Here is an 18,806-nt window from a genome sequence, read left to right on the forward strand (position 1 = left end):
CATCTGATTTATATGATGTTAGTTTTATCAATATTGAGTTAAAGGTAAAAAAATCCCCAAGCCAACGCTCAGGGATTCTTTTCGATCAGTCGATGTTTATCACTTACCGCTTTTTATTAAAGCTTGAAGAAGCTCAACTGTTCTTTTTGCTTTTCAGCGAGGTGAGAAAGCTCTGTACTTGCGCTCGCGCTTTGGCTGATGCCTGCTACGTTTTGGTTCACAAGCTCAGACATGTTTACCACGTTGCGGTTGATGTCTTGAGTCACCTGAGACTGCTCTTCTGCCGCTGTTGCCACTTGCGTATTTGAATCGTTGATGTTGGCAACAGATTCTGTAATACCAATCAACGCATCATTCGCTTGCTGCGTTAGTTCATTGTTGCGGTTCAGCATTTCTAAGCTCACCTGCATACTGTCGTTTGCAAGGCCAGACTGTGCTTGAAGCTCTTCAATGATAGAAGAGATTTCTTGCGTTGAATCTTGAGTGCGCGCTGCCAGCATACGAACTTCGTCTGCTACAACAGCAAAACCACGACCAGATTCACCAGCACGTGCCGCTTCAATCGCCGCATTCAGTGCTAGAAGGTTAGTTTGCTCAGATACGCCACGAATCACTTCAATAACGTCGTTGATTTGAACCGATTGCTCTTTCAGACGAAGAACCACTTGCGCCGCATCGTTAAGTGCTTGAGACATTTGCTCGCTTGCTTGTGCACTCTCTTGGAAGATCGTTAGGCCAGATTGCGCTAGACCATCCGCTTCACGAGCTGTCGCATCTGCTGATGTAGCATTATCGCTAACGTTGTTTGCCGTGCTTGCAAGCTCATTAACCGCCGATGCCACTTGCTCGATTTCCGCCAGTTCTTGCTGCGCATTGGCTTCAGCTTGCGTCATTACCGCCGCAAGTTCAGTTGAAGCAGACGCGACTTCTTCGCTAATACGCATCAATTGATCAACCGTATCATGAAGCTGTTTCGCTGTTTGGTTAACGTCTTTGCTTAGCTGAGCGATCTCGTTGTCACCATCAATGTCTGCACGTACTGACAGATCACCACCCGCGAGTTTACGCATCACTTCTTGTAGTTTTTGGATTGGCGTAACAATCATGCCTGACAAGAACCACGCGCCTAGCAAGGAGAAGGCAAAAACAGCAATCACTGACATCATTGCGTTGTTTTGTACGCGAACGTGTTCACGAGCACTTGCTTCTGTCGCTTGTGTTGCAATTTGGTTTACGCGTTGAGACAGCGCATTGATCGTTGCAACCATTTCATTACCTACACGACGGTAACCAGAAATAAAGTTAGTGTATTCGCCATCAGAGACCAAGCCACGATCATGACGATTGAAGAACTCAACCGCACGAGTTGAATAGTCGATGTATGTATCGATGCTTTGGCGTACTTTTTCCGCTTCTGATGCAAAAGTGCCACGCGCATCAATCTTGTCGATATCCATATCAATGGCTTTCGCGCCTGCTTTAAGATCAACAAGGAAGGCATCACGACGAGACGCATCATAAATCGCGTAAACCGCGCTAATACGTAGTGGGTAAACTTGGTCGTCAATTTGAGCCAGTGTGTCTTTATAGAACACGAGCGATTCGGAGTTAGAAGCAACCAATTCTTGCTCTGCTTCTAGATTGTTTTGCGTGATCCACAATGCAATAAACAAAGTGATCGCGGTGAATAGAACTGGAACCAAAATTTGCGTTCGAACCGACAAATTTTTCAGGGATAGCTGCATGAGTGACCTCAGGTATTTGCGTGTGGCTTCCTTGCGATGGGATTATTCCCAGACGAATAGACAAGGGGGCAAATACTAGAGGTAGATCACATTTTTGTCCAGAGCGAAAAGTCATCAATTTCATAACGTTAGTGACAATATCCCGTCAACTGCGACGGGATATTGTCGTTATGACAAATTATGAAAACTTGTACGCTTTTTTATCAGCTTTTACGCCAATGAGTGCTTATTTTCTAAGCGCATTCAACTTAGCTTGTGCCAACCCGAAGATGGTGTCGATTGGGTATGTACCTTCGTCGGTTGCTTCACCAGCCGCTTTGCCTGTGAATAGCTCTATTGCTTCCGTTACGTGGTCGATAGCCCAAATATGGAAGTCCCCCTTCTCTACTGCTTTCACTATATCTGGACGAAGCATAAGGTTGTGCACATTTGAACGCGGAATAATCACCCCTTGCCCCTCGTGACGGCCTTTGATAACACAAACATCGTAGAAGCCTTCGATCTTCTCGTTCACACCACCGATAGGTTGTGACTCACCAAACTGGTTCATTGAACCGGTAATCGCAATATCCTGACGGTTTGGTTGTTTCGAGAACGCAGAAACGACAGCACAGAACTCAGCCATACTCGCACTGTCTCCGTCCACACCACCATACGATTGTTCGAAGGTGATGGTGGTCGTTAGTGGAACACGAGCGGTTTTGCCAAATACAGAAGATAAGTAAGCCGACAGAATCATCACGCCTTTAGAGTGGATGCTGCCACCCAAATCAACACTGCGCTCGATATCAATCACATCACCGTCACCGAAACACGTCGTTGCCGTAATTCGGTTTGGCGCACCAAACATGTGGTCACTGGTACTTAATACAGAGAGCGCATTCACTTGGCCCACAGCCATGCCTTCGGTGCGAATCAAGGTAGTACCATTGACGAAGGTTTCCATCACGCTATCTTGTAAGCGACTGACACGCATCTCCTGATTGCTCAGCGCCTCTTCCACGTGTCCGATGCGAATCATGTTCGAGTTCGCTTGGCGAGCCACGTAGTTAGATTCACGCAGCAAGTTGGCAATATTCGCAGAGTGCAGTGACAGTTTCGTTTGGTCACCTGATAAGCGAGAACTGTATTCGATAATGCGTGCAATGGCTTTCTTATCGCAATGCAACATGTTGTTGTCATTCACGACACTTGAGATAAAACGCGCGTACTGCAGCTCTGAGTCAGGTGTACGCTTCATCTCATCTTCAAAGTCTGCTGTTACTCTAAACAACTCACCAAACTCCGGATCATAATGCTGGAGCAACTGGTAAGTGCGGTAATCACCAAACAGGATTATCTTTATATCAAGAGGGATCGGTTCTGGATCGAGAGACACCGCACCAGTTAGCGTTACCTCTTTCTCTAACGAGGTAAAACTTAACTGACGCGAACGCAACGCTCGTTTGAGACCATCCCAGACGTAAGGCTGCTCTAGTACTTTTTGTGCATCCATCAAAAGAACGCCACCGTTGGCTTTATGTAGACTGCCCGCTCGAATTAACGAGAAATCAGTAAATACTGTGCCTTTGAAAGTTGCGGTTTCAATCGAGCCAAACAGAGAGTGATAGTTCGGGTTTTCTTCCACTACAATTGGAAATTCACACTTGCTGCGATTGACCAACACATTCACTTTGTAGCGACGTGGTAACTTCTTATCTAAAGAAGCGGTAGCAATCTCACCTTGCTCTCCACTCTGCTCCAAGAAAATATCTGCATTTTCAACGATGTCTTTTTGCAGATCAGTGAGATACGTTTTGATCTCAGAGTACCCCGCATAATCCACTTTCAACTGTTTGATGAAGTGGGTAATTACATCCAGCGTGACATCATCATTGAGCTTTTTGATCTTTTCACTGAACGACTCTTCCCACTCGGTCAACTCACGAATCATGTTACGTAGACTGACCTCTAGTGCATCAATGCTACTGGAGAAGTATTCTTGCTCTTTCTTACTCAGAGCATCAAACGTCTCTTCGGTATGCAACTCTTCGCCATCCATCGCGACGAACTGGTAATCACCTTGAGTCGTTATCGTTAAGCTAATGCCTTTTTCTTTTGCTTCTTTACTGATGCTGTCCAATTCAAGCTGTTGCTTGTTCGCCAATTGGTTTTTTAGGCGATCGGCACGGCTGTAGTACATCTCGTTATCGAATGCTAAAGGCAGTGCGTTCAGCAACTTCCCCATCAACTTTTCAATATCAGCTTTCAGTTTGTTACCGATACCGCAAGGTAACTTGAGGACTTTGGGAACACGTGTGTCTTCAAAGTTCGCCACGTAGCACCAATCAAACAGTGCCGCTTCATCATGTTGATGACGATTTAAATAGCGCAGAATCATGGTGCGCTTGCCCAGACCATTCTGACCAATAGCGTAGATGTTGTACCCTTTCTCCTTGATTGACATCGCGAACTCGACCGCCTTTTGAGCGCGCTCTTGTCCAACGATTTCATCAATCGGAGGCAATTCCTTGGTCGACTTACATGGCATATTCTCTAGATCCGCTACAGAATACAGCTGTTTAGGTTCCAATCTTTGTACTGCCATACTCGCCTCCTTTTTCTTATTGTCGTTACCTCAGTGTAGAGATTATTTGTTTAAAATTAAGTGATTTATCTTCCACACCAGTTCGTTTGGACATTTTACGAGCAGTCACTCAGCAACAAAATGAAAACAAGTCGCACTTGCAATTGATAATGATTTTCATTTAATATCTCTTCAAATCGAATTTTGCGGAGATGAACATGAATATTGAGCAATGCTGGATGCGCTATTTGAAAGCAGAGCAATTGATGGAGCAAGGACATTGGCCTGAAGCTCACCGTCTATATGAAGACGTGCTCAATCATCTACCTAACCATATTCAATCCGCACTCGACAATGAACAAACCAAACCGTGTCAGTTCGTTTGTTTGATAAGTGGTTTGCGTGATGCAAGCGTCGCGCAATCAGAGATTCTAAACAAACTGGGCTTGCATCAAGAAGCGTTCGCTGCACTCAATCAATCCTATGCTCTATTTCAGTTCTTACAGCTCGAAAGCCATGATCTGATTGGCCGTGTAAGCCAATTGCTTAGTAAACAAAGTGAAGACTTGTTAGCGCACATGGCCGCATTTTGCTCTGCACAGCGCAATGCGCAATGGATGATTGAGTTAGACCATGTCACACGAGCTCATGAGCAGTTCTTGTATCTACAAGCGATGAGTTCTGCAGAAGCGGGAGCGTCTCAGCTATATAACTAAACCGTACCGCATAATTAAAGCCTCACTGTATGAACAGCAAGTAAGGCGATACATAACAACTCGATACACAAGGAAACGTGATGTCCGCACAAACCATTCTTTCGGTGAAAAACCTGTCTGTCAGCTTTACGACAAACGATGGTATCGTCGATGCAGTAAAGAATGTGAGCTTCGACTTACAAGCAGGAGAAACACTGTCTATCGTTGGTGAATCAGGCTCAGGCAAATCTGTCTCAACAAATGCGTTGATGAGGTTGCTGCCAGATAATGCCATTTTGCATAATGGCGCTTCTATCGTCTTTGAAGGCGAATCAATCCTAGAGAAAACCGAACGCCAAATGCAAAGCATCCGTGGCGATCGCATTGGTATGATTTTCCAAGAACCAATGACGTCTCTAAACCCATACATGCGCGTCGGTATTCAAGTGGCGGAAGCCATTATGTGTCATCGTCCAGTGAGTAAGAAACAAGCGAAAGACAAGGTGCTTGAGTTGTTTGACTTGGTGCATTTACCAAATCCTCAACAAGCTTACACTAAGTATCCGCACGAATTCTCTGGTGGTCAGTTGCAACGCATCATGATTGCCATGGCTTTAATCAACGAGCCAGACATTCTGATTGCCGATGAGCCAACCACGGCGCTAGACGTTACCGTTCAGGCAGAAGTGCTTTATCTGATCAAAGAGATCCAAGCCAAGATGGGCATGGCAATTTTGTTCATCACTCACGACTTAGGCGTAGTGAAACACTTTGCTGACCGAGTATTGGTGATGTGTAAAGGTGAAGTGGTCGAAGAAGGCATCACAGAAGCACTCTTCTCCGAACCGCAGCATGATTACACCAAGATGCTGATTAACTCGATTCCTAAAGGCAGCAAAGACTCGATTGAAGAAAACGCCGCTGAACTTCTTAAAGCCGATGATATCCGAGTTAAATTCCTTGTTAAGCCGCACTTCATCGCCAGCAAGAACGAGTATTTTGAGGCAGTTAAAGGCATCTCATTAGAGTTAAAACAAGGCGAAACGCTTGGTATTGTTGGTGAATCGGGTTCCGGTAAATCAACACTAGGACGAGCTTTGATTGGTTTGTTGCCATCAAGTGGCAAGATTCAATTCAAAGGTCAGGATCTTTCCCTACTTACTGCCAAACAGCGTTTTCAGTTAAAGAAAGATGTACAGATGGTGTTCCAAGACCCTTATGGTTCGCTTTCTCCTCGCATGACGGTCGGTGATATCATCACTGAAGGTCTCACAGTGCATCAACCTCAAATGGGCAAAGCAGAACGAATGCAAAAAGCACGAGATGTTCTGCGAGAGGTGCGCTTAGATCCAGCATCTATTAACCGCTACCCGCATGAGTTTTCTGGTGGCCAGCGTCAACGTATCGCGATTGCACGTGCGTTAATTCTTGAGCCTTCTTTCATTTTGCTTGACGAGCCAACCTCTGCTCTCGACCGCTCTGTTCAGTTGACCGTCATTGATCTTCTGAAAGATCTGCAGAAGAAACACAACATCGGCTTCTTGTTTATTAGCCACGATCTCTCTGTAGTCAAAGCGCTGTCGGACCGTGTTCTGGTGATGCAAAAGGGTGAAGTCATGGAGCAAGGAACGGCAGAAGAAATTTTCCACAACCCGCAAAGTGATTACACAAGAAAACTGATTGATGCCTCATTTGATCTTGAAAACAATGAAAATCAAGATGATGCAGCCTAGATTCATCACAATTTCATATTCATAAACTAGGATTAAAGTATGGCGAATTTTTCGCCATAACTACGAAAAATGGTATAGCTGCCATTCGGTTTGGCCGCCGAGACTGGTTGGTTCAAAGTTAGGCTTAGTCACCCTAGCGATCATATTGAGTTCCCCCAACCATGAAAAATGCCGCGATGGATGTCGCGGCATTTTTTATTATGTTGAGCCTGCGCTTTGTATTAAATATCGAGCGTTTCAATGCCCATGTTATGTAATGCAAACGCGTAAACATCGGTAGTCAGGTCGATTTGTTTGCTCAGCGGCATCCCAGCCCCATGGCCAGCATTCACATCGATACGAATCAGTACCGGGTTGTCTCCTTGATGCTTCTCTTGCAACTCTGCAATGAACTTATATGAGTGCGCAGGGACAACACGGTCGTCGTGGTCTGCGGTCGTGACAAGCGTAGCTGGGTACGAGACACCCTCTTTCACGTTATGCACTGGTGAATATCCTAGGATGTATTTAAACATCGCCTCACTTTGCTCAGAGGTACCAAAATCGTATTTCCAACCTTCACCAGAAGTAAAGGTGTGGTAGCGAAGCATATCCAATACGCCAACCGCAGGAATCGCCACTTTAAACAACTCTGGTCGTTGAGTCACACACGCACCGACCAACAAGCCGCCATTTGAGCCGCCACGAATCGCAAGACGCTCTGAGCTAGTGTAGTCGTGCTCAATCAAGTATTCCGCCGCTGCAATAAAGTCATCAAATACGTTTTGCTTTTGTTGCTGAGTACCCGCATTGTGCCAAGCTTTGCCGTACTCACCACCGCCACGCATGTTAGCGACTGCGTAGATACCACCAAGTTCTAACCAGTTTGCGACATTTCCTGAGAACATAGGAGTCAAACTGATATTAAAGCCACCATAGCCATAAAGCATGGTTGGCGCGCTGCCATCCAGTTTGGTGCCTTTTTTATATGAGATGATCATCGGCACCTTTGTTCCATCTTTCGAGGTGTAGAACACTTGTTGAGATTCGTATTCTTTACGGTCGAACGGTGCTTTCGATTCTTTATAAAGTACTGACTCACCGCTTTCTACATCAAAAGAGAAGATGGTTGGTGGTGTCACGTAGTTAGTAAAGGTGTAATAAAGCGTCTTATCTTCTGCTTTGCCCTGCAAGCCATATACGGTGCCTTGGTCAGGTAGAGTAACTTCACGTACTAACTCACCTTGATAAGTAAACTGCTGAACTTTAGACAAAACATCGACCATGTAAGTCGCAAACAAGTAACCACCACCTTTGCTGATATCCAGTGGCTGTTCCTGCTCGGCAATGATCTCTTCCCATTGTTGAGTTTGGGTGTGGTAACCAACCACCTTACCGTTAGGCGCATCTAAGTTGGTGTAGAAAATCAGGGTATCATCTTGGTTATCAATCAAATACGTATCACCATCGGTTGTATCTCGAAGCGTGATAACTGCCTGTTCTTCCGAAGTGAGATCCACATAAAACAGTCGGTTTCCTGATGTAGATTCCGCACCTGTGATAATCAAGAAACGATCGTCTTTGGTGGTCACTCCCCCTACATAACGGTGCTTTTGTGACTCCAACGCGCCAAAGACCACTTTGTCTTGAGATTGTGGTGTACCTAACTCATGGTAGTAAAGCTTGTGCTGCTCAGTACGAGCCGAAAGCTCACTACCCTTTGGTTTGTCATAGCTCGCATAGTAAAAGCCCTTGTTACCAAGCCAAGAAATTGTCGTGAACTTAGCGTCGACAATTTCAGGTTCAAGCTGTTCTTTCGTTTCCACATCAATGACGAAGATCTTGCGCCAATCACTGCCACCCTCAGAAATGGAATACGCGACAAGAGAATCATCTTTAGAGAACTTCACTTCACCAAGTGATGTTGTTCCTTCTTCTGAAAAGGTATTCGGGTCTAGGAAGATTTCCGCTTCTTCATCCCCCTTTTGGCGGTATAAAACGCTCTGGTTCTGCAAGCCATCGTTTTTGTAGAAGTAAGTGTATTCACCATGAACAAAAGGTTGAGAGTACTTTTCGTAATTCTGACTGCTCGCAACTAAATCGCGAATTTGTTGGCGAAAAGGAATCTGACCTAGGTAATCAAAGGTCACTGAGTTTTGTCCTGAAACCCACTCTGCGGTTTCTTGGCTAAGGTCATCCTCTAACCAGCGATATGGGTCTGCAATATCGTGACCAAAATAAGTGTCGACGACAGAATCTTTACGAGTTTTTGGGTAATGCATAACGTCCGTGTTACTCCGTTTGAAGTTAAGTGTTTTGTTTTATTATTTTGTTGAGATTTATTCTCAATACCTACCTTAGGGCTCAGGTATAGAATTTCAACCAATAGATTGAAACATTTCTTGTATTTATGAACTAATTAAAAGTAATGCGAAATAGTGAGGTATCGCTCTCGAATGTGCTCAATCAAGAGTTTTACTTTGTTCGGAGGTTGACGAGTAAATGGATAAACTGCGTAGATACCCAGCTTTTTACCGACTAATTCAGGGAAAATATCCACCAGCTCACCACTGCGAATGTCGTGATAAACCAAGCAACGTGGTACGTAGGCGATACCATGCCCACCTAGGGCTGCTTTTCTTAGTGCAGTAGCGTTATCCGTAGAAAAGCTACCCGACACTTTGACGATGTAGTCCCCTTGTTTACCTTTGAACTGCCAATCGGTAGCACCGGTAGTTTGATAGGCGTATTGCAAACAGTTGTGTGCGGTTAGGTCGATAGGCTCAATCGGTTTGCCATTCTTCGCGATGTAAGAGGGCGAGGCACAAACCACCCATTGTGAGTCCAAAATATGTCGCGCAATCAGGCTAGAATCTTCGAGATAACCAGTGCGAATCACTAAGTCATATCCACACTCCACCAAATCCACAAAACGATTATCCAATGACATGTCGACCGTTAAGCCTGGGTGCATATTACAAAACTCAGCGACCGCGTCCGCTAAAATCAAATCACCCGAGATAGTCGGTACCGACATTTTGATATGGCCACTAACATTCTCACCAAAGCCTGAAACTGCATCCATAGCTTCTTGAGTGGCTTGCTTCACATTTTTAGCACTGTGTAACAAAACCTTTCCCGCTTCGGTCAGGGTCAATTTACGTGTTGTTCGATATAATAGCTGAGCACCAATTTCTTCTTCTAGCCGAGCAATCCTCTTACTAACTACTGAATTTGTAAGGTTATTTTCTTCCGCCACCTTACTAAAGCTACCCATTTCTATCACCTGAGAGAACAGGATTAGGTCATCTGCACGCATCGATTATGTTACTTTTGGAATAAATTAATTTCATTATTTCCCTATATCTATAAAAAATAAAGGGGTAAATTCACGCCAAATTAACAAAACCATTACAACAAAAATCATCTCTACAGCATAAAGCCGTTCGAGAAGTCAGCGTACGAGGATGTACCAATGAGTGAAACCCTACTTGCCCTTGTGGCGTTTTCGCCAATTGTTGTCGCCGCCATATTATTGGTTGGTCTCAACTGGCCTGCGAAAAAAGCCATGCCCGTTGCGTTCGGAATAACCGTCGCTATCGCCCTAATGTTTTGGGATATGTCAGCAACTCGCGTACTGGCGTCTGTCTTCCAAGGATTAGGTATTACTGTCTCTGTTCTATGGATCGTGTTTGGTGCCATCTTCTTGCTCAACACTTTAAAGCACACCGGCGCGATCACCACTATTCGCAATGGGTTTACTGATATTTCAGCCGACCGTCGCGTTCAAGCCATCATTATTGCTTGGTGTTTTGGCTCCTTTATTGAAGGCGCATCAGGCTTCGGTACACCTGCTGCTATCGCCGCTCCTCTATTGGTAGCCATTGGCTTCCCCGCTCTTGCAGCAGTACTGATGGGCATGATGATCCAATCTACGCCAGTATCCTTCGGTGCGGTTGGCACACCAATCATCGTAGGTGTGAACAAAGGTTTAGATACGCACAACATCGGTGAAGCACTGGTTGCTCATGGCTCAACATGGGACGCGTACCTACAGCAAATCACCGCAAGCGTAGCAATGATTCACGCAACGGTTGGTACTCTCATTCCTGTACTCATGGCAATGATGCTTACGCGCTTCTTCGGTAAGAATAAGAGCTGGAGCGAAGGTCTAGACATCCTACCTTTCGCGCTATTCGCAGGCATTGCCTTCACTGTGCCTTACGCACTGACAGGCGTGTTCCTAGGTGCTGAGTTCCCGTCACTAATCGGTGGTCTAGTTGGTCTGGCGATTGTAGTGACTGCGGCGAAGAAAGGTTTCCTCGTTCCAAAAACCAAGTGGGACTTCGAAAGCGAAGATAAGTGGCCAGCAGAATGGCTAGGTTCTCTAAAGATCAATCTTGATGACAACCCAGGCAAACCAATGAGCCTAACCAAGGCTTGGGCACCTTACGTGATGCTAGCAGTTATCCTAGTAGCAAGCCGCGTAAGCCCTGAATTCAAAGGTCTGCTTAAAAGTGTAAGCCTATCGTTTGGTAATATTCTTGGCGAAACGGGTATCAGCACGGCAATTCAACCTCTTTACCTTCCGGGTGGCATCTTAGTCTTCGTAGCATTACTTGCAGTACTTCTTCAAGGTGGCGGCGCTAAGTCATTGGGCAAAGCATTTGGCGAATCAAGTAAGACGTTAATCGGCGCAGGTTTCGTTCTTGTGTTCACCATCCCTATGGTTCGTATTTTTATTAACTCAGGAGTCAACGGCGCCGAGCTAGCAAGTATGCCTGTAACGACGGCGAACTTTGCAGCAGACCTCGTTGGCTCAGCATTCCCGGCGTTGAGTGCTACTGTTGGTGCCCTTGGTGCATTCATCGCCGGCTCTAATACCGTGTCGAACATGATGTTCAGCCAGTTCCAGTTCGAAGTGGCACAGACACTGACTATCTCAAGTGCCATTGTGGTTGCCCTTCAAGCGGTTGGCGCTGCTGCCGGTAACATGATTGCTATCCACAATGTAGTGGCTGCCTCTGCAACGGTCGGCCTACTAGGACGTGAAGGCGCAACACTGCGTAAAACCATAATCCCAACATTCTACTATCTTGTTGTGACAGGCATCATCGGTTTGATTCTGATTTACGGATTCCAACTGACCGACGCCTTAATGAAGTAACACTTACGCAGGGTTTCCCCGCCCTGCACTTTCTCTGGCACAGCGGTCAGCACTACTACCCCGACACTTTTGATGTGGCTTGCTGCATCAATCCCCCGACCGATATGCCAGTCTTTTTCAGTGCAGATAATTGATTGTTCCGTGTATGGAATGTCTCACAGCTCAATCACTTATCTATACTCTATTCTGATGTCGACTGCCGAAAGGATGGCAGCCAGTGAAACACTGACAGAGCAGGTGCTCATTGACTCAGGACGCAATCTTAGAATAACAGCCAGGACACACGAATATGATTATCTCTGCTTCTACAGATTATCGCGCTGCTGCGAAAGCCAAGCTACCTCCATTCCTTTTTCATTACATTGATGGCGGTTCATACGATGAGCGCACGCTAAAGCGCAACACTGATGACCTAGGTGACGTTGCATTGCGTCAACGTGTTCTGCGCGATATGAGCGATCTAAGCCTAGAAACGGAAATCTTCGGCGAGAAGTTGGCAATGCCAATCGCGCTAGCGCCTGTTGGTCTGACCGGCATGTACGCGCGACGTGGTGAGGTTCAAGCAGCAAAAGCGGCAGAAAAGAAAGGTATTCCTTTTACCATGTCGACCGTATCCGTTTGTCCAATTGAAGAGGTGGCACCTGCGATTGAACGTCCAATGTGGTTCCAACTGTATGTTCTAAAAGACCGTGGCTTTATGAAGAACGTACTTGAGCGCGCGAAAGCGGCTGGTGTAACAACGCTGGTCTTCACCGTGGATATGCCAGTACCTGGTGCGCGTTACCGTGACATGCACTCTGGTATGAGTGGTCCCAATGCAGCAATGCGCCGTGTATTCCAATCTATGCTTCATCCAAGCTGGGCTCTTGATGTTGGTGTATTAGGCAAGCCACACGACTTAGGTAATATCTCCACTTACCGTGGCGAACCAACAAAGCTTGAAGACTACATCGGCTGGCTGGGCGCAAACTTTGATCCTTCGATTTCGTGGAAAGATCTAGAGTGGATTCGTGACTTTTGGGATGGCCCGATGGTCATCAAAGGTATTTTGGATGAAGAAGATGCAAAAGACGCAGTTCGCTTCGGAGCAGACGGTATCGTTGTCTCGAATCACGGCGGTCGCCAGCTTGATGGTGTCCTTTCAACAGCAAAAGCGCTGCCAAGCATTGCAGATGCCGTAAAAGGCGACTTAAAGATTTTCGTCGATTCAGGTATTCGTACCGGTTTGGATGTCGTGCGTATGCTAGCACTCGGTGCAGACTGTACGCTTCTGGGTCGTTCTTTTGTTTACGCTCTCGCAGCCCAAGGCGGTGCCGGCGTTGAGAACTTGCTCGACCTTTACGACAAGGAAATGCGCGTGGCAATGACGCTTACAGGAGCGAAAACTATCTCTGACCTGTCGCGTGATTCTTTGGTGAAGATTCCTTAGGCAAATCGCCCTAAACCATGTTCATACAAAAAGTGACAGCACAATTGGCTGTCACTTTTTCATTTCATCCGGCGTTACGCCATTCTTAACACAGGCTCGAACTCGGCTTGTTCCTCCGAAAGAAACAATCGAATCGCATGGCATTTCTCACCCATTAACCCAAATCGTTGTGGGCACGTTTCCGTATAAAAACCAAAGCAAGTTGCACCTGCGGCATCCGCTAAATGCAGCGGCCCCGTATCACAGCAAAGAAAGCCATCAAGATAGCGCAACGTCGCACCCAATTGACGCAGATCTTTGCACGCCAAAGTTCGGGAGCCTTTTAATAGCGGTTGCTGAATATCCGGGCTTAGCACTTCCACCCAATTAACGCTCTGTCCTTGCTTGCGTTCAAATTCAGCCAGAATGGTTAGCCAAGCATGGTCACTGAGCTTTTTCTTGCCTCGCGCACCACGGAAGAAAGCAAATGTTGGCTTGCCTTCTTCGCGTAATTTACGTGCTTGCTGAATACCAGAGGAAAGCTCTTTTGAATCAAGCACAATATGATGAACCAAGGCGTTATCAAGCTCATGTCCCATCGCTTCAAGGATAGAAAGTGGCTTGTAGGCACCATGACGAAAAGGCGAATCGGAGACCGAGGAGTGAGTAAATACTTGCTCTGTTTTAACTTTCTTAAAAGCGATCTTGTTCTTCGCGGGAATAAAAGCGGAAAGAAAAGTGTCACACGCGCCCGCAGTCGGTGCGAACAACAAGTCATATTTCTCTCGCTTTAACAGACGGATGGTCGCAAGTGCTTTATCTGGCGATTTGAATGACAAGTTAGAGTAATGAATCTGATTGACGCCAAGATTCTTGAATACTTCCCCCTGCCAAGACGAATTCAACAATAGATCAACTTTCGTATTTGGGTATAAACGCAGAACCTGATGAACAAACGGAAGCAGGAAGTACATATTTCCGATACGACTGTTATTTCTCACGATCAAAATACGTTTCACCTGATCGTGCGGCATTGGTTCGTGAACAGTGAGAGAGTCGTCATTCAACCAACCTGCAAGTTTAGGCTCAAGTTGGTGCGTCAAACGACGACGTTGTTTATCGAAATTACGGAGAAAAGTCTTCACAGCCATTCCTTTCATTCAAAGGGACATCATGGCTGCTAGTTTTATCAGTAGAGATGTGAATAAATTGTCTACGACAAAAAATACACGGATGGGCTCGGTTAGTTCACCGTGTGTTCGTATTCGATCACGACTTGGTTGCCTTCAATGAATACATTACGGATTTCACCATCTACGGTGATACGGTTTTGTAGATACACGGAGCCCGAAGAAGAAATATCGCGTTTGCTCATAGATGGAATCACTTGACCAGGACGAACATGCAATTGTTCGCAAAGTTGTTTCACGAAGCCAAGTGTTAACGGAGCGTTCCCACGTAACAAAGCAGAGAACTCATGCAAGCTTAAACCTAGGCGCTTTGCCATCTCCATTTGGGTGAGGTGCATTTTTGCTTTTTGCGACATCCAAATGTCGTAGAGCGCATTTCTATCTAGCTCTGTGAATTCCATGGTTTATCTCCGTATGTCAAAGTGACACTAAAGTCTCATATTTGAGCTTGATAAATGTTAGCGATGAGTCAAAGAACCTACAATTGATGGTTCGAATGATAGCGGTTCTCTTTCAAACTTCGAGTTTCATCACACCCGAATAAAGGGAATAACACATTAATCACATTTAGCATTAGGATTCATACCCTTGTAATTACATATAAGTCATTAATGCAACTCTAAACAGCGAACGGACTTCTCCCTCTTTCTTATCGACGAAAACACATCATGCAACATGCATCATTTGTTCTAGGGCGAACATGTAAACTCTGCTACCTTTCACTCATTGTTATATAAAAAGAAAATTCAACTATGCCGCAGTGGTTTACCGAACTTCAAAATTACGTCATGGCCAACCACCAAGACTGGAGCAGCAGTGTATTATTCATCACTGTTGCCAGTTTTTTCGCTTGGATCGCTTGGCGCGTTTTATATTCTCGCCTAGCAATCCTGTTTGAGAAAACCCCATTTCATTGGGACGATTTATTACTGGAAGCACTTAAGACACCAATCAGTACGTTAATATGGTGCTGGCCAGCAACCGTCTCGCTTGGCATTGTGCTACAAAGTGAGTTAGGAAATGAATTCAACTGGTTAAGTACGCTGAAACTTATTCTGGTTATTAGTATTCTCGTTTGGATTGTGATGCGTCTTATCACCAATGTAGAAGACTACGTTCTTGAACAGAAAACGCGTGACGAGACAACCGTACAAGCCGTGGCTAAAGTCGCTCGCCTGTTCTTTATCATCATCGGTGTATTGACCGTTATGCAGGCGTTCGGTCTTAGCCTATCGGGTTTACTGACTTTCGGTGGTGTCGGTGGTTTGATTGTCGGTTTGGCAGCCAAAGATCTTCTATCAAACTTCTTTGGTGGTTTGATGATTTACTTCGACCGTCCATTTAAGGTTGGGGATTGGATCCGCTCTCCCGACCGTCAAATAGAAGGAACGGTAGAACGTATCGGCTGGCGTATGACCAGCATTCGCACTTTTGATAAGCGCCCACTATACGTACCAAACTCTGTATTCAGTAACATTGTGGTAGAAAACCCATCACGCATGCTAAACCGTCGAATCTTCGAGACGATTGGCTTACGTTACGACGATGCCGCTAAAGTACCCGCAATCATTGATGCGGTTCGCGATATGCTCAAAAACCACAAAGACATCGATACACGCCAAACGTTGATCGTAAACTTTGATGCGTTTGGTCCATCTTCACTCAACTTTTTCATCTATACCTTCACCAAAACGGTGAACTGGGTTCGCTACCATGAAGTGAAGCAAGATGTTCTCCTGCAAGTCATGACGATCATTAAAGAGCACGAAGCAGATATTGCGTTCCCAACACAAACACTCAAGCTCGACCCAATTCAAATGGCCAAAGCACAAGAAGACCACCACTTATAAAGTCAAAGTCTAAAAATCACAAAGCCCGCTCTTTTAAAAGCGGGCTTTTTCTAGTTGGTCATATCAACCGTTATTGTTGCGCGAGGATCGTACGTGCATTCAACGGTTGAATTGGACGGTTGTTTTGCCCCATTGCTTTCGCAAACTCTTTCACCTGTTCTGGGGAGATGGTTTGTGTCTCTTTGATCACCAACCAACGCACACCTTCAGAACACGGTGGCGTGGTTAGAGAACCATTGAAGCGGTAGTAGTCTTTATCACTTGGGACTAGGGCATCAGCATCAAATGGGACTTGGATGGCTACATCCTGATCTTTAGTTGGGATGTTAGCGAGCAGCTTAGCGAGATCTGGGTTCGCGTCACCCAGTTTAAAGAACACCGCCACAACAGCCAGATGGCCTGCTTTATCGGCATGCACAAAGTGTGCTTCTAGTGGGTATTCTTTACCATCTACATGGTTTTCAGATGGCGTATGGAAGTGGAATTGTTTTAACGTAAACTCTTTACCATCAATAGTGAGCGTGTTTTTGCCTTCTAAACTGGTCTGTAAAGTGTGGCCGTTATTCAGCAGTGAAATCGCCTTACCTTCGTAATCAAAATCCAGTTTTTCTAGCTTGGCTTCAGTCGCTGATTCAATATTAATCGGACTTTGATTTTGACCTTTCGCACATTCAGAAGCGAACTCCCCCCAATTTGCAGGGCCGTGCTCACCCTCATACCCCCAGTTTGCCGCGTTTGCTGAGCCTGCAAATACCAATGCTAAACCAAGTGCTGTCAGTGACTTTCTCATTTTCATTTCCTTTTTTTGATTATTGATTAATGAACCGTTTTTATATACCTACGTTCATCGCATGCAGTATTAGCAAAGGAATGACAGAATTGGATTAGCTAGCACGGTGCAATCTATGTTTACCTGCTAATTTTGGAAATGATCTCTACATTTTATGTAATTGATAAGTCGACGATTAGAGAGCGTAAAGGTACGGCTACGTACAAAAATGTCACAGCAGAAGATCACCCTAACCTACGTTTAGAATACGTAAGAATATAAAATTACAACAGCGATTAAACCATTAAAACACCACTAGATATATAAATAACAAGATTATATTCATGTGCTATTTCTTTTATTATCTTAATACCCCATTGAGATATTAATAATTAAAATAAATCAAAAGAGACACATAAAATATTATTATTAGTGTTTTAACCTATCAAAAACAAACCTGATCACATAGTAAAACTTAAAATACAATTTCATTTTGAGCGTTTTATTAGTAAATATCACCTTTTATACAGTCACCTACTGATATATCGACAATCATTGGTATTCTCTTATTTATTTCTTATTGGAATGCCTACCATGCGATATCAATCAGCACCTGTTAATACTGAAGAAACGCAAGAAACAACAATAGAAAGAGCTGCGCGACAGCAGCAAGAACGCAGAGCTGAATTAACTTATTCATCAAGCGACTATAAGCGCTGGAATGATAATCGAGATAAAGTAGTCGCGGACCGTAAAGTAGAAGAGCAGAACAACCATATTCACGTAGGCGAAGAACGTGAGTTTTCCGATGCAATTCTGTCACCGATGCCGACATCAAGAAAGGAAATGATCGATGCGGCCGGAACACGTGTGCTACCGTCAGACCTGCTAGGCTCTAGCTTTAATAACCAATGCGTCAGCGCAGAGATCGTTGCTCACCAGATGACATATCTAAGCCCAGCGACAAAGAAAGAAGTAGAAGAAAGTGGTGAGCTTGTTTTCAGTGGCATGCAATATAAACACGCACATGGAACAGTAGGCACTATCGAAGTCATTGATACCTTCGCAGGGCAACAACCCGACAAAAAAACATCACAGATGGCCTACTGGGTCGCGCAAGGCAAGTATCTCGATATACCTAAACACCCTGACCCTCATCGCGATCATTTGTATGTTTTCACACCAAACTTCAGCGGCTGCTCTTTTGTTGTTGATGATTGGAGTGATGATCTAATTAGGGTTTATCATGTGGAAGGCAGCAAAGAAGATAAGCAATACAATGACGTGAAGGACCATCGCAACGGTTTAATCAATTATATGAGTTTTCGCGACTACGGTTTCTACCAAAAAGGGAACACCACCATCAAGAGTGTGAATGGCTTTGCGTTTATGCGCTACAACATTCAAGCTCGTCATTGGGAAATCCATTATCAAAAGCAAGAGCATGCACCTGCACTTGGGCGGCCAGCGACTTCGGCTAAAACATTATTCTCCTCAGAAAAGCACACTGTAAAAGTCATGGTTTCGAAGGAATCTCGCGTAGTTGAAACCGGAACCATCGCGATAAACCGCTAAGGCTGAATTAATAGAAAATAAGCAGTAGCGAGTTTCAAACCAACTCGATAAAACAAAAACGCCCCAAGGTTAACTTGGGGCGTTTTTATTAATCTTATATCAAGAGGTTTTAGGTTGCTTTATCGCGAC

At 45.0% G+C, this 18,806-nt stretch carries 13 protein-coding genes; 6 read left to right on the plus strand and 7 right to left on the minus strand.

The genetic code is table 11. The features are described 5' to 3' along the window. Positions 1-116 precede the first annotated feature (116 nt). Both L1076_RS03880 and L1076_RS03885 read right to left on the minus strand, forming a co-directional pair. The gene (locus L1076_RS03880; RefSeq protein WP_054755131.1) at positions 117-1,745 is read right to left on the minus strand and encodes a methyl-accepting chemotaxis protein; all 1,629 of its coding nucleotides are present in this window, start codon (positions 1,743-1,745) and stop codon (positions 117-119) included. A 226-nt stretch (positions 1,746-1,971) separates the two neighbouring features. Next, positions 1,972-4,332 (minus strand): ATP-binding protein, encoded by a 2,361-nt coding sequence (locus L1076_RS03885; RefSeq protein ID WP_237303175.1) that lies wholly within the window; start codon positions 4,330-4,332, stop codon positions 1,972-1,974. A gap of 197 nt (positions 4,333-4,529) precedes the next feature. Here L1076_RS03885 and L1076_RS03890 point away from each other — a divergent pair, with 197 nt between their 5' ends. Next, the gene (locus tag L1076_RS03890) at positions 4,530-5,027 is read left to right on the plus strand and encodes a hypothetical protein (RefSeq protein ID WP_038868455.1); all 498 of its coding nucleotides are present in this window, start codon (positions 4,530-4,532) and stop codon (positions 5,025-5,027) included. Positions 5,028-5,107: 80 nt separating this feature from the next. Continuing rightward, positions 5,108-6,739 carry an ABC transporter ATP-binding protein gene (locus L1076_RS03895; protein WP_104037227.1) on the plus strand — a complete coding sequence of 544 codons (1,632 nt, stop codon included), beginning with the start codon at positions 5,108-5,110 and terminating at the stop codon, positions 6,737-6,739. A 221-nt stretch (positions 6,740-6,960) separates the two neighbouring features. On the opposite strand, the gene L1076_RS03900 is transcribed toward L1076_RS03895, so the two are convergent. Beyond that, a complete protein-coding gene (locus tag L1076_RS03900) occupies positions 6,961-9,000 on the minus strand; it encodes a prolyl oligopeptidase family serine peptidase (protein WP_237303176.1) in 2,040 nt (679 codons plus the stop codon). Between the two features lie 137 nt (positions 9,001-9,137). Continuing rightward, positions 9,138-10,037, minus strand: coding sequence for a LysR family transcriptional regulator (locus L1076_RS03905; RefSeq protein WP_038868452.1), 900 nt, complete (start codon positions 10,035-10,037; stop codon positions 9,138-9,140). 156 nt (positions 10,038-10,193) lie between these two features. Here L1076_RS03905 and L1076_RS03910 point away from each other — a divergent pair, with 156 nt between their 5' ends. Next, positions 10,194-11,885 carry an L-lactate permease gene (locus L1076_RS03910; protein ID WP_237303177.1) on the plus strand — a complete coding sequence of 564 codons (1,692 nt, stop codon included), beginning with the start codon at positions 10,194-10,196 and terminating at the stop codon, positions 11,883-11,885. A 289-nt stretch (positions 11,886-12,174) separates the two neighbouring features. Continuing rightward, positions 12,175-13,314, plus strand: a complete 1,140-nt coding sequence (gene lldD / locus L1076_RS03915; protein WP_005432246.1) for an FMN-dependent L-lactate dehydrogenase LldD — start codon at positions 12,175-12,177, stop codon at positions 13,312-13,314. Between the two features lie 74 nt (positions 13,315-13,388). On the opposite strand, the gene L1076_RS03920 is transcribed toward lldD, so the two are convergent. Together L1076_RS03920 and L1076_RS03925 are read right to left on the minus strand one after the other, a co-directional pair. Further along, entirely contained in the window at positions 13,389-14,444 is a 1,056-nt protein-coding gene (locus tag L1076_RS03920) for a glycosyltransferase family 9 protein (protein WP_237303178.1), read from the minus strand. 92 nt (positions 14,445-14,536) lie between these two features. Continuing rightward, positions 14,537-14,884: a helix-turn-helix transcriptional regulator gene (locus tag L1076_RS03925; protein ID WP_005439037.1), complete on the minus strand. Its 348-nt coding sequence runs from the start codon at positions 14,882-14,884 to the stop codon at positions 14,537-14,539. Positions 14,885-15,235: 351 nt separating this feature from the next. On the opposite strand from L1076_RS03925, the gene L1076_RS03930 reads away from it, so the two are divergent. After that, positions 15,236-16,333, plus strand: a complete 1,098-nt coding sequence (locus L1076_RS03930) for a mechanosensitive ion channel family protein (protein ID WP_042601212.1) — start codon at positions 15,236-15,238, stop codon at positions 16,331-16,333. 70 nt (positions 16,334-16,403) lie between these two features. Here the strand turns inward: L1076_RS03930 and L1076_RS03935 are convergent, their stop codons facing one another. After that, positions 16,404-17,123, minus strand: a complete 720-nt coding sequence (locus L1076_RS03935) for a carbonic anhydrase (RefSeq protein ID WP_237303179.1) — start codon at positions 17,121-17,123, stop codon at positions 16,404-16,406. A 573-nt stretch (positions 17,124-17,696) separates the two neighbouring features. On the opposite strand from L1076_RS03935, the gene L1076_RS03940 reads away from it, so the two are divergent. After that, a complete protein-coding gene (locus L1076_RS03940; protein ID WP_237303180.1) occupies positions 17,697-18,677 on the plus strand; it encodes a cytotoxin in 981 nt (326 codons plus the stop codon). The last annotated feature ends 129 nt before the right edge of the window (positions 18,678-18,806 follow it).

Origin of the sequence: Vibrio sp. MMG023 (assembly GCF_021654215.1) — a bacterium.
GTDB classification, from domain to species: Bacteria; Pseudomonadota; Gammaproteobacteria; order Enterobacterales; family Vibrionaceae; genus Vibrio; species Vibrio jasicida.

Bases quoted from the DNA above. Each gene is read 5' to 3' on its own strand.
- L1076_RS03880 (WP_054755131.1), bottom strand. From the start codon at position 1,745: ATGCAGCTATCCCTGAAAAATTTGTCGGTTCGAACGCAAATTTTGGTT.
- L1076_RS03885 (WP_237303175.1), bottom strand. From the start codon at position 4,332: ATGGCAGTACAAAGATTGGAACCTAAACAGCTGTATTCTGTAGCGGAT.
- L1076_RS03890 (WP_038868455.1), top strand. From the start codon at position 4,530: ATGAATATTGAGCAATGCTGGATGCGCTATTTGAAAGCAGAGCAATTG.
- L1076_RS03895 (WP_104037227.1), top strand. From the start codon at position 5,108: ATGTCCGCACAAACCATTCTTTCGGTGAAAAACCTGTCTGTCAGCTTT.
- L1076_RS03900 (WP_237303176.1), bottom strand. From the start codon at position 9,000: ATGCATTACCCAAAAACTCGTAAAGATTCTGTCGTCGACACTTATTTT.
- L1076_RS03905 (WP_038868452.1), bottom strand. From the start codon at position 10,037: ATGCGTGCAGATGACCTAATCCTGTTCTCTCAGGTGATAGAAATGGGT.
- L1076_RS03910 (WP_237303177.1), top strand. From the start codon at position 10,194: ATGAGTGAAACCCTACTTGCCCTTGTGGCGTTTTCGCCAATTGTTGTC.
- lldD (WP_005432246.1), top strand. From the start codon at position 12,175: ATGATTATCTCTGCTTCTACAGATTATCGCGCTGCTGCGAAAGCCAAG.
- L1076_RS03920 (WP_237303178.1), bottom strand. From the start codon at position 14,444: ATGGCTGTGAAGACTTTTCTCCGTAATTTCGATAAACAACGTCGTCGT.
- L1076_RS03925 (WP_005439037.1), bottom strand. From the start codon at position 14,884: ATGGAATTCACAGAGCTAGATAGAAATGCGCTCTACGACATTTGGATG.
- L1076_RS03930 (WP_042601212.1), top strand. From the start codon at position 15,236: ATGCCGCAGTGGTTTACCGAACTTCAAAATTACGTCATGGCCAACCAC.
- L1076_RS03935 (WP_237303179.1), bottom strand. From the start codon at position 17,123: ATGAGAAAGTCACTGACAGCACTTGGTTTAGCATTGGTATTTGCAGGC.
- L1076_RS03940 (WP_237303180.1), top strand. From the start codon at position 17,697: ATGCGATATCAATCAGCACCTGTTAATACTGAAGAAACGCAAGAAACA.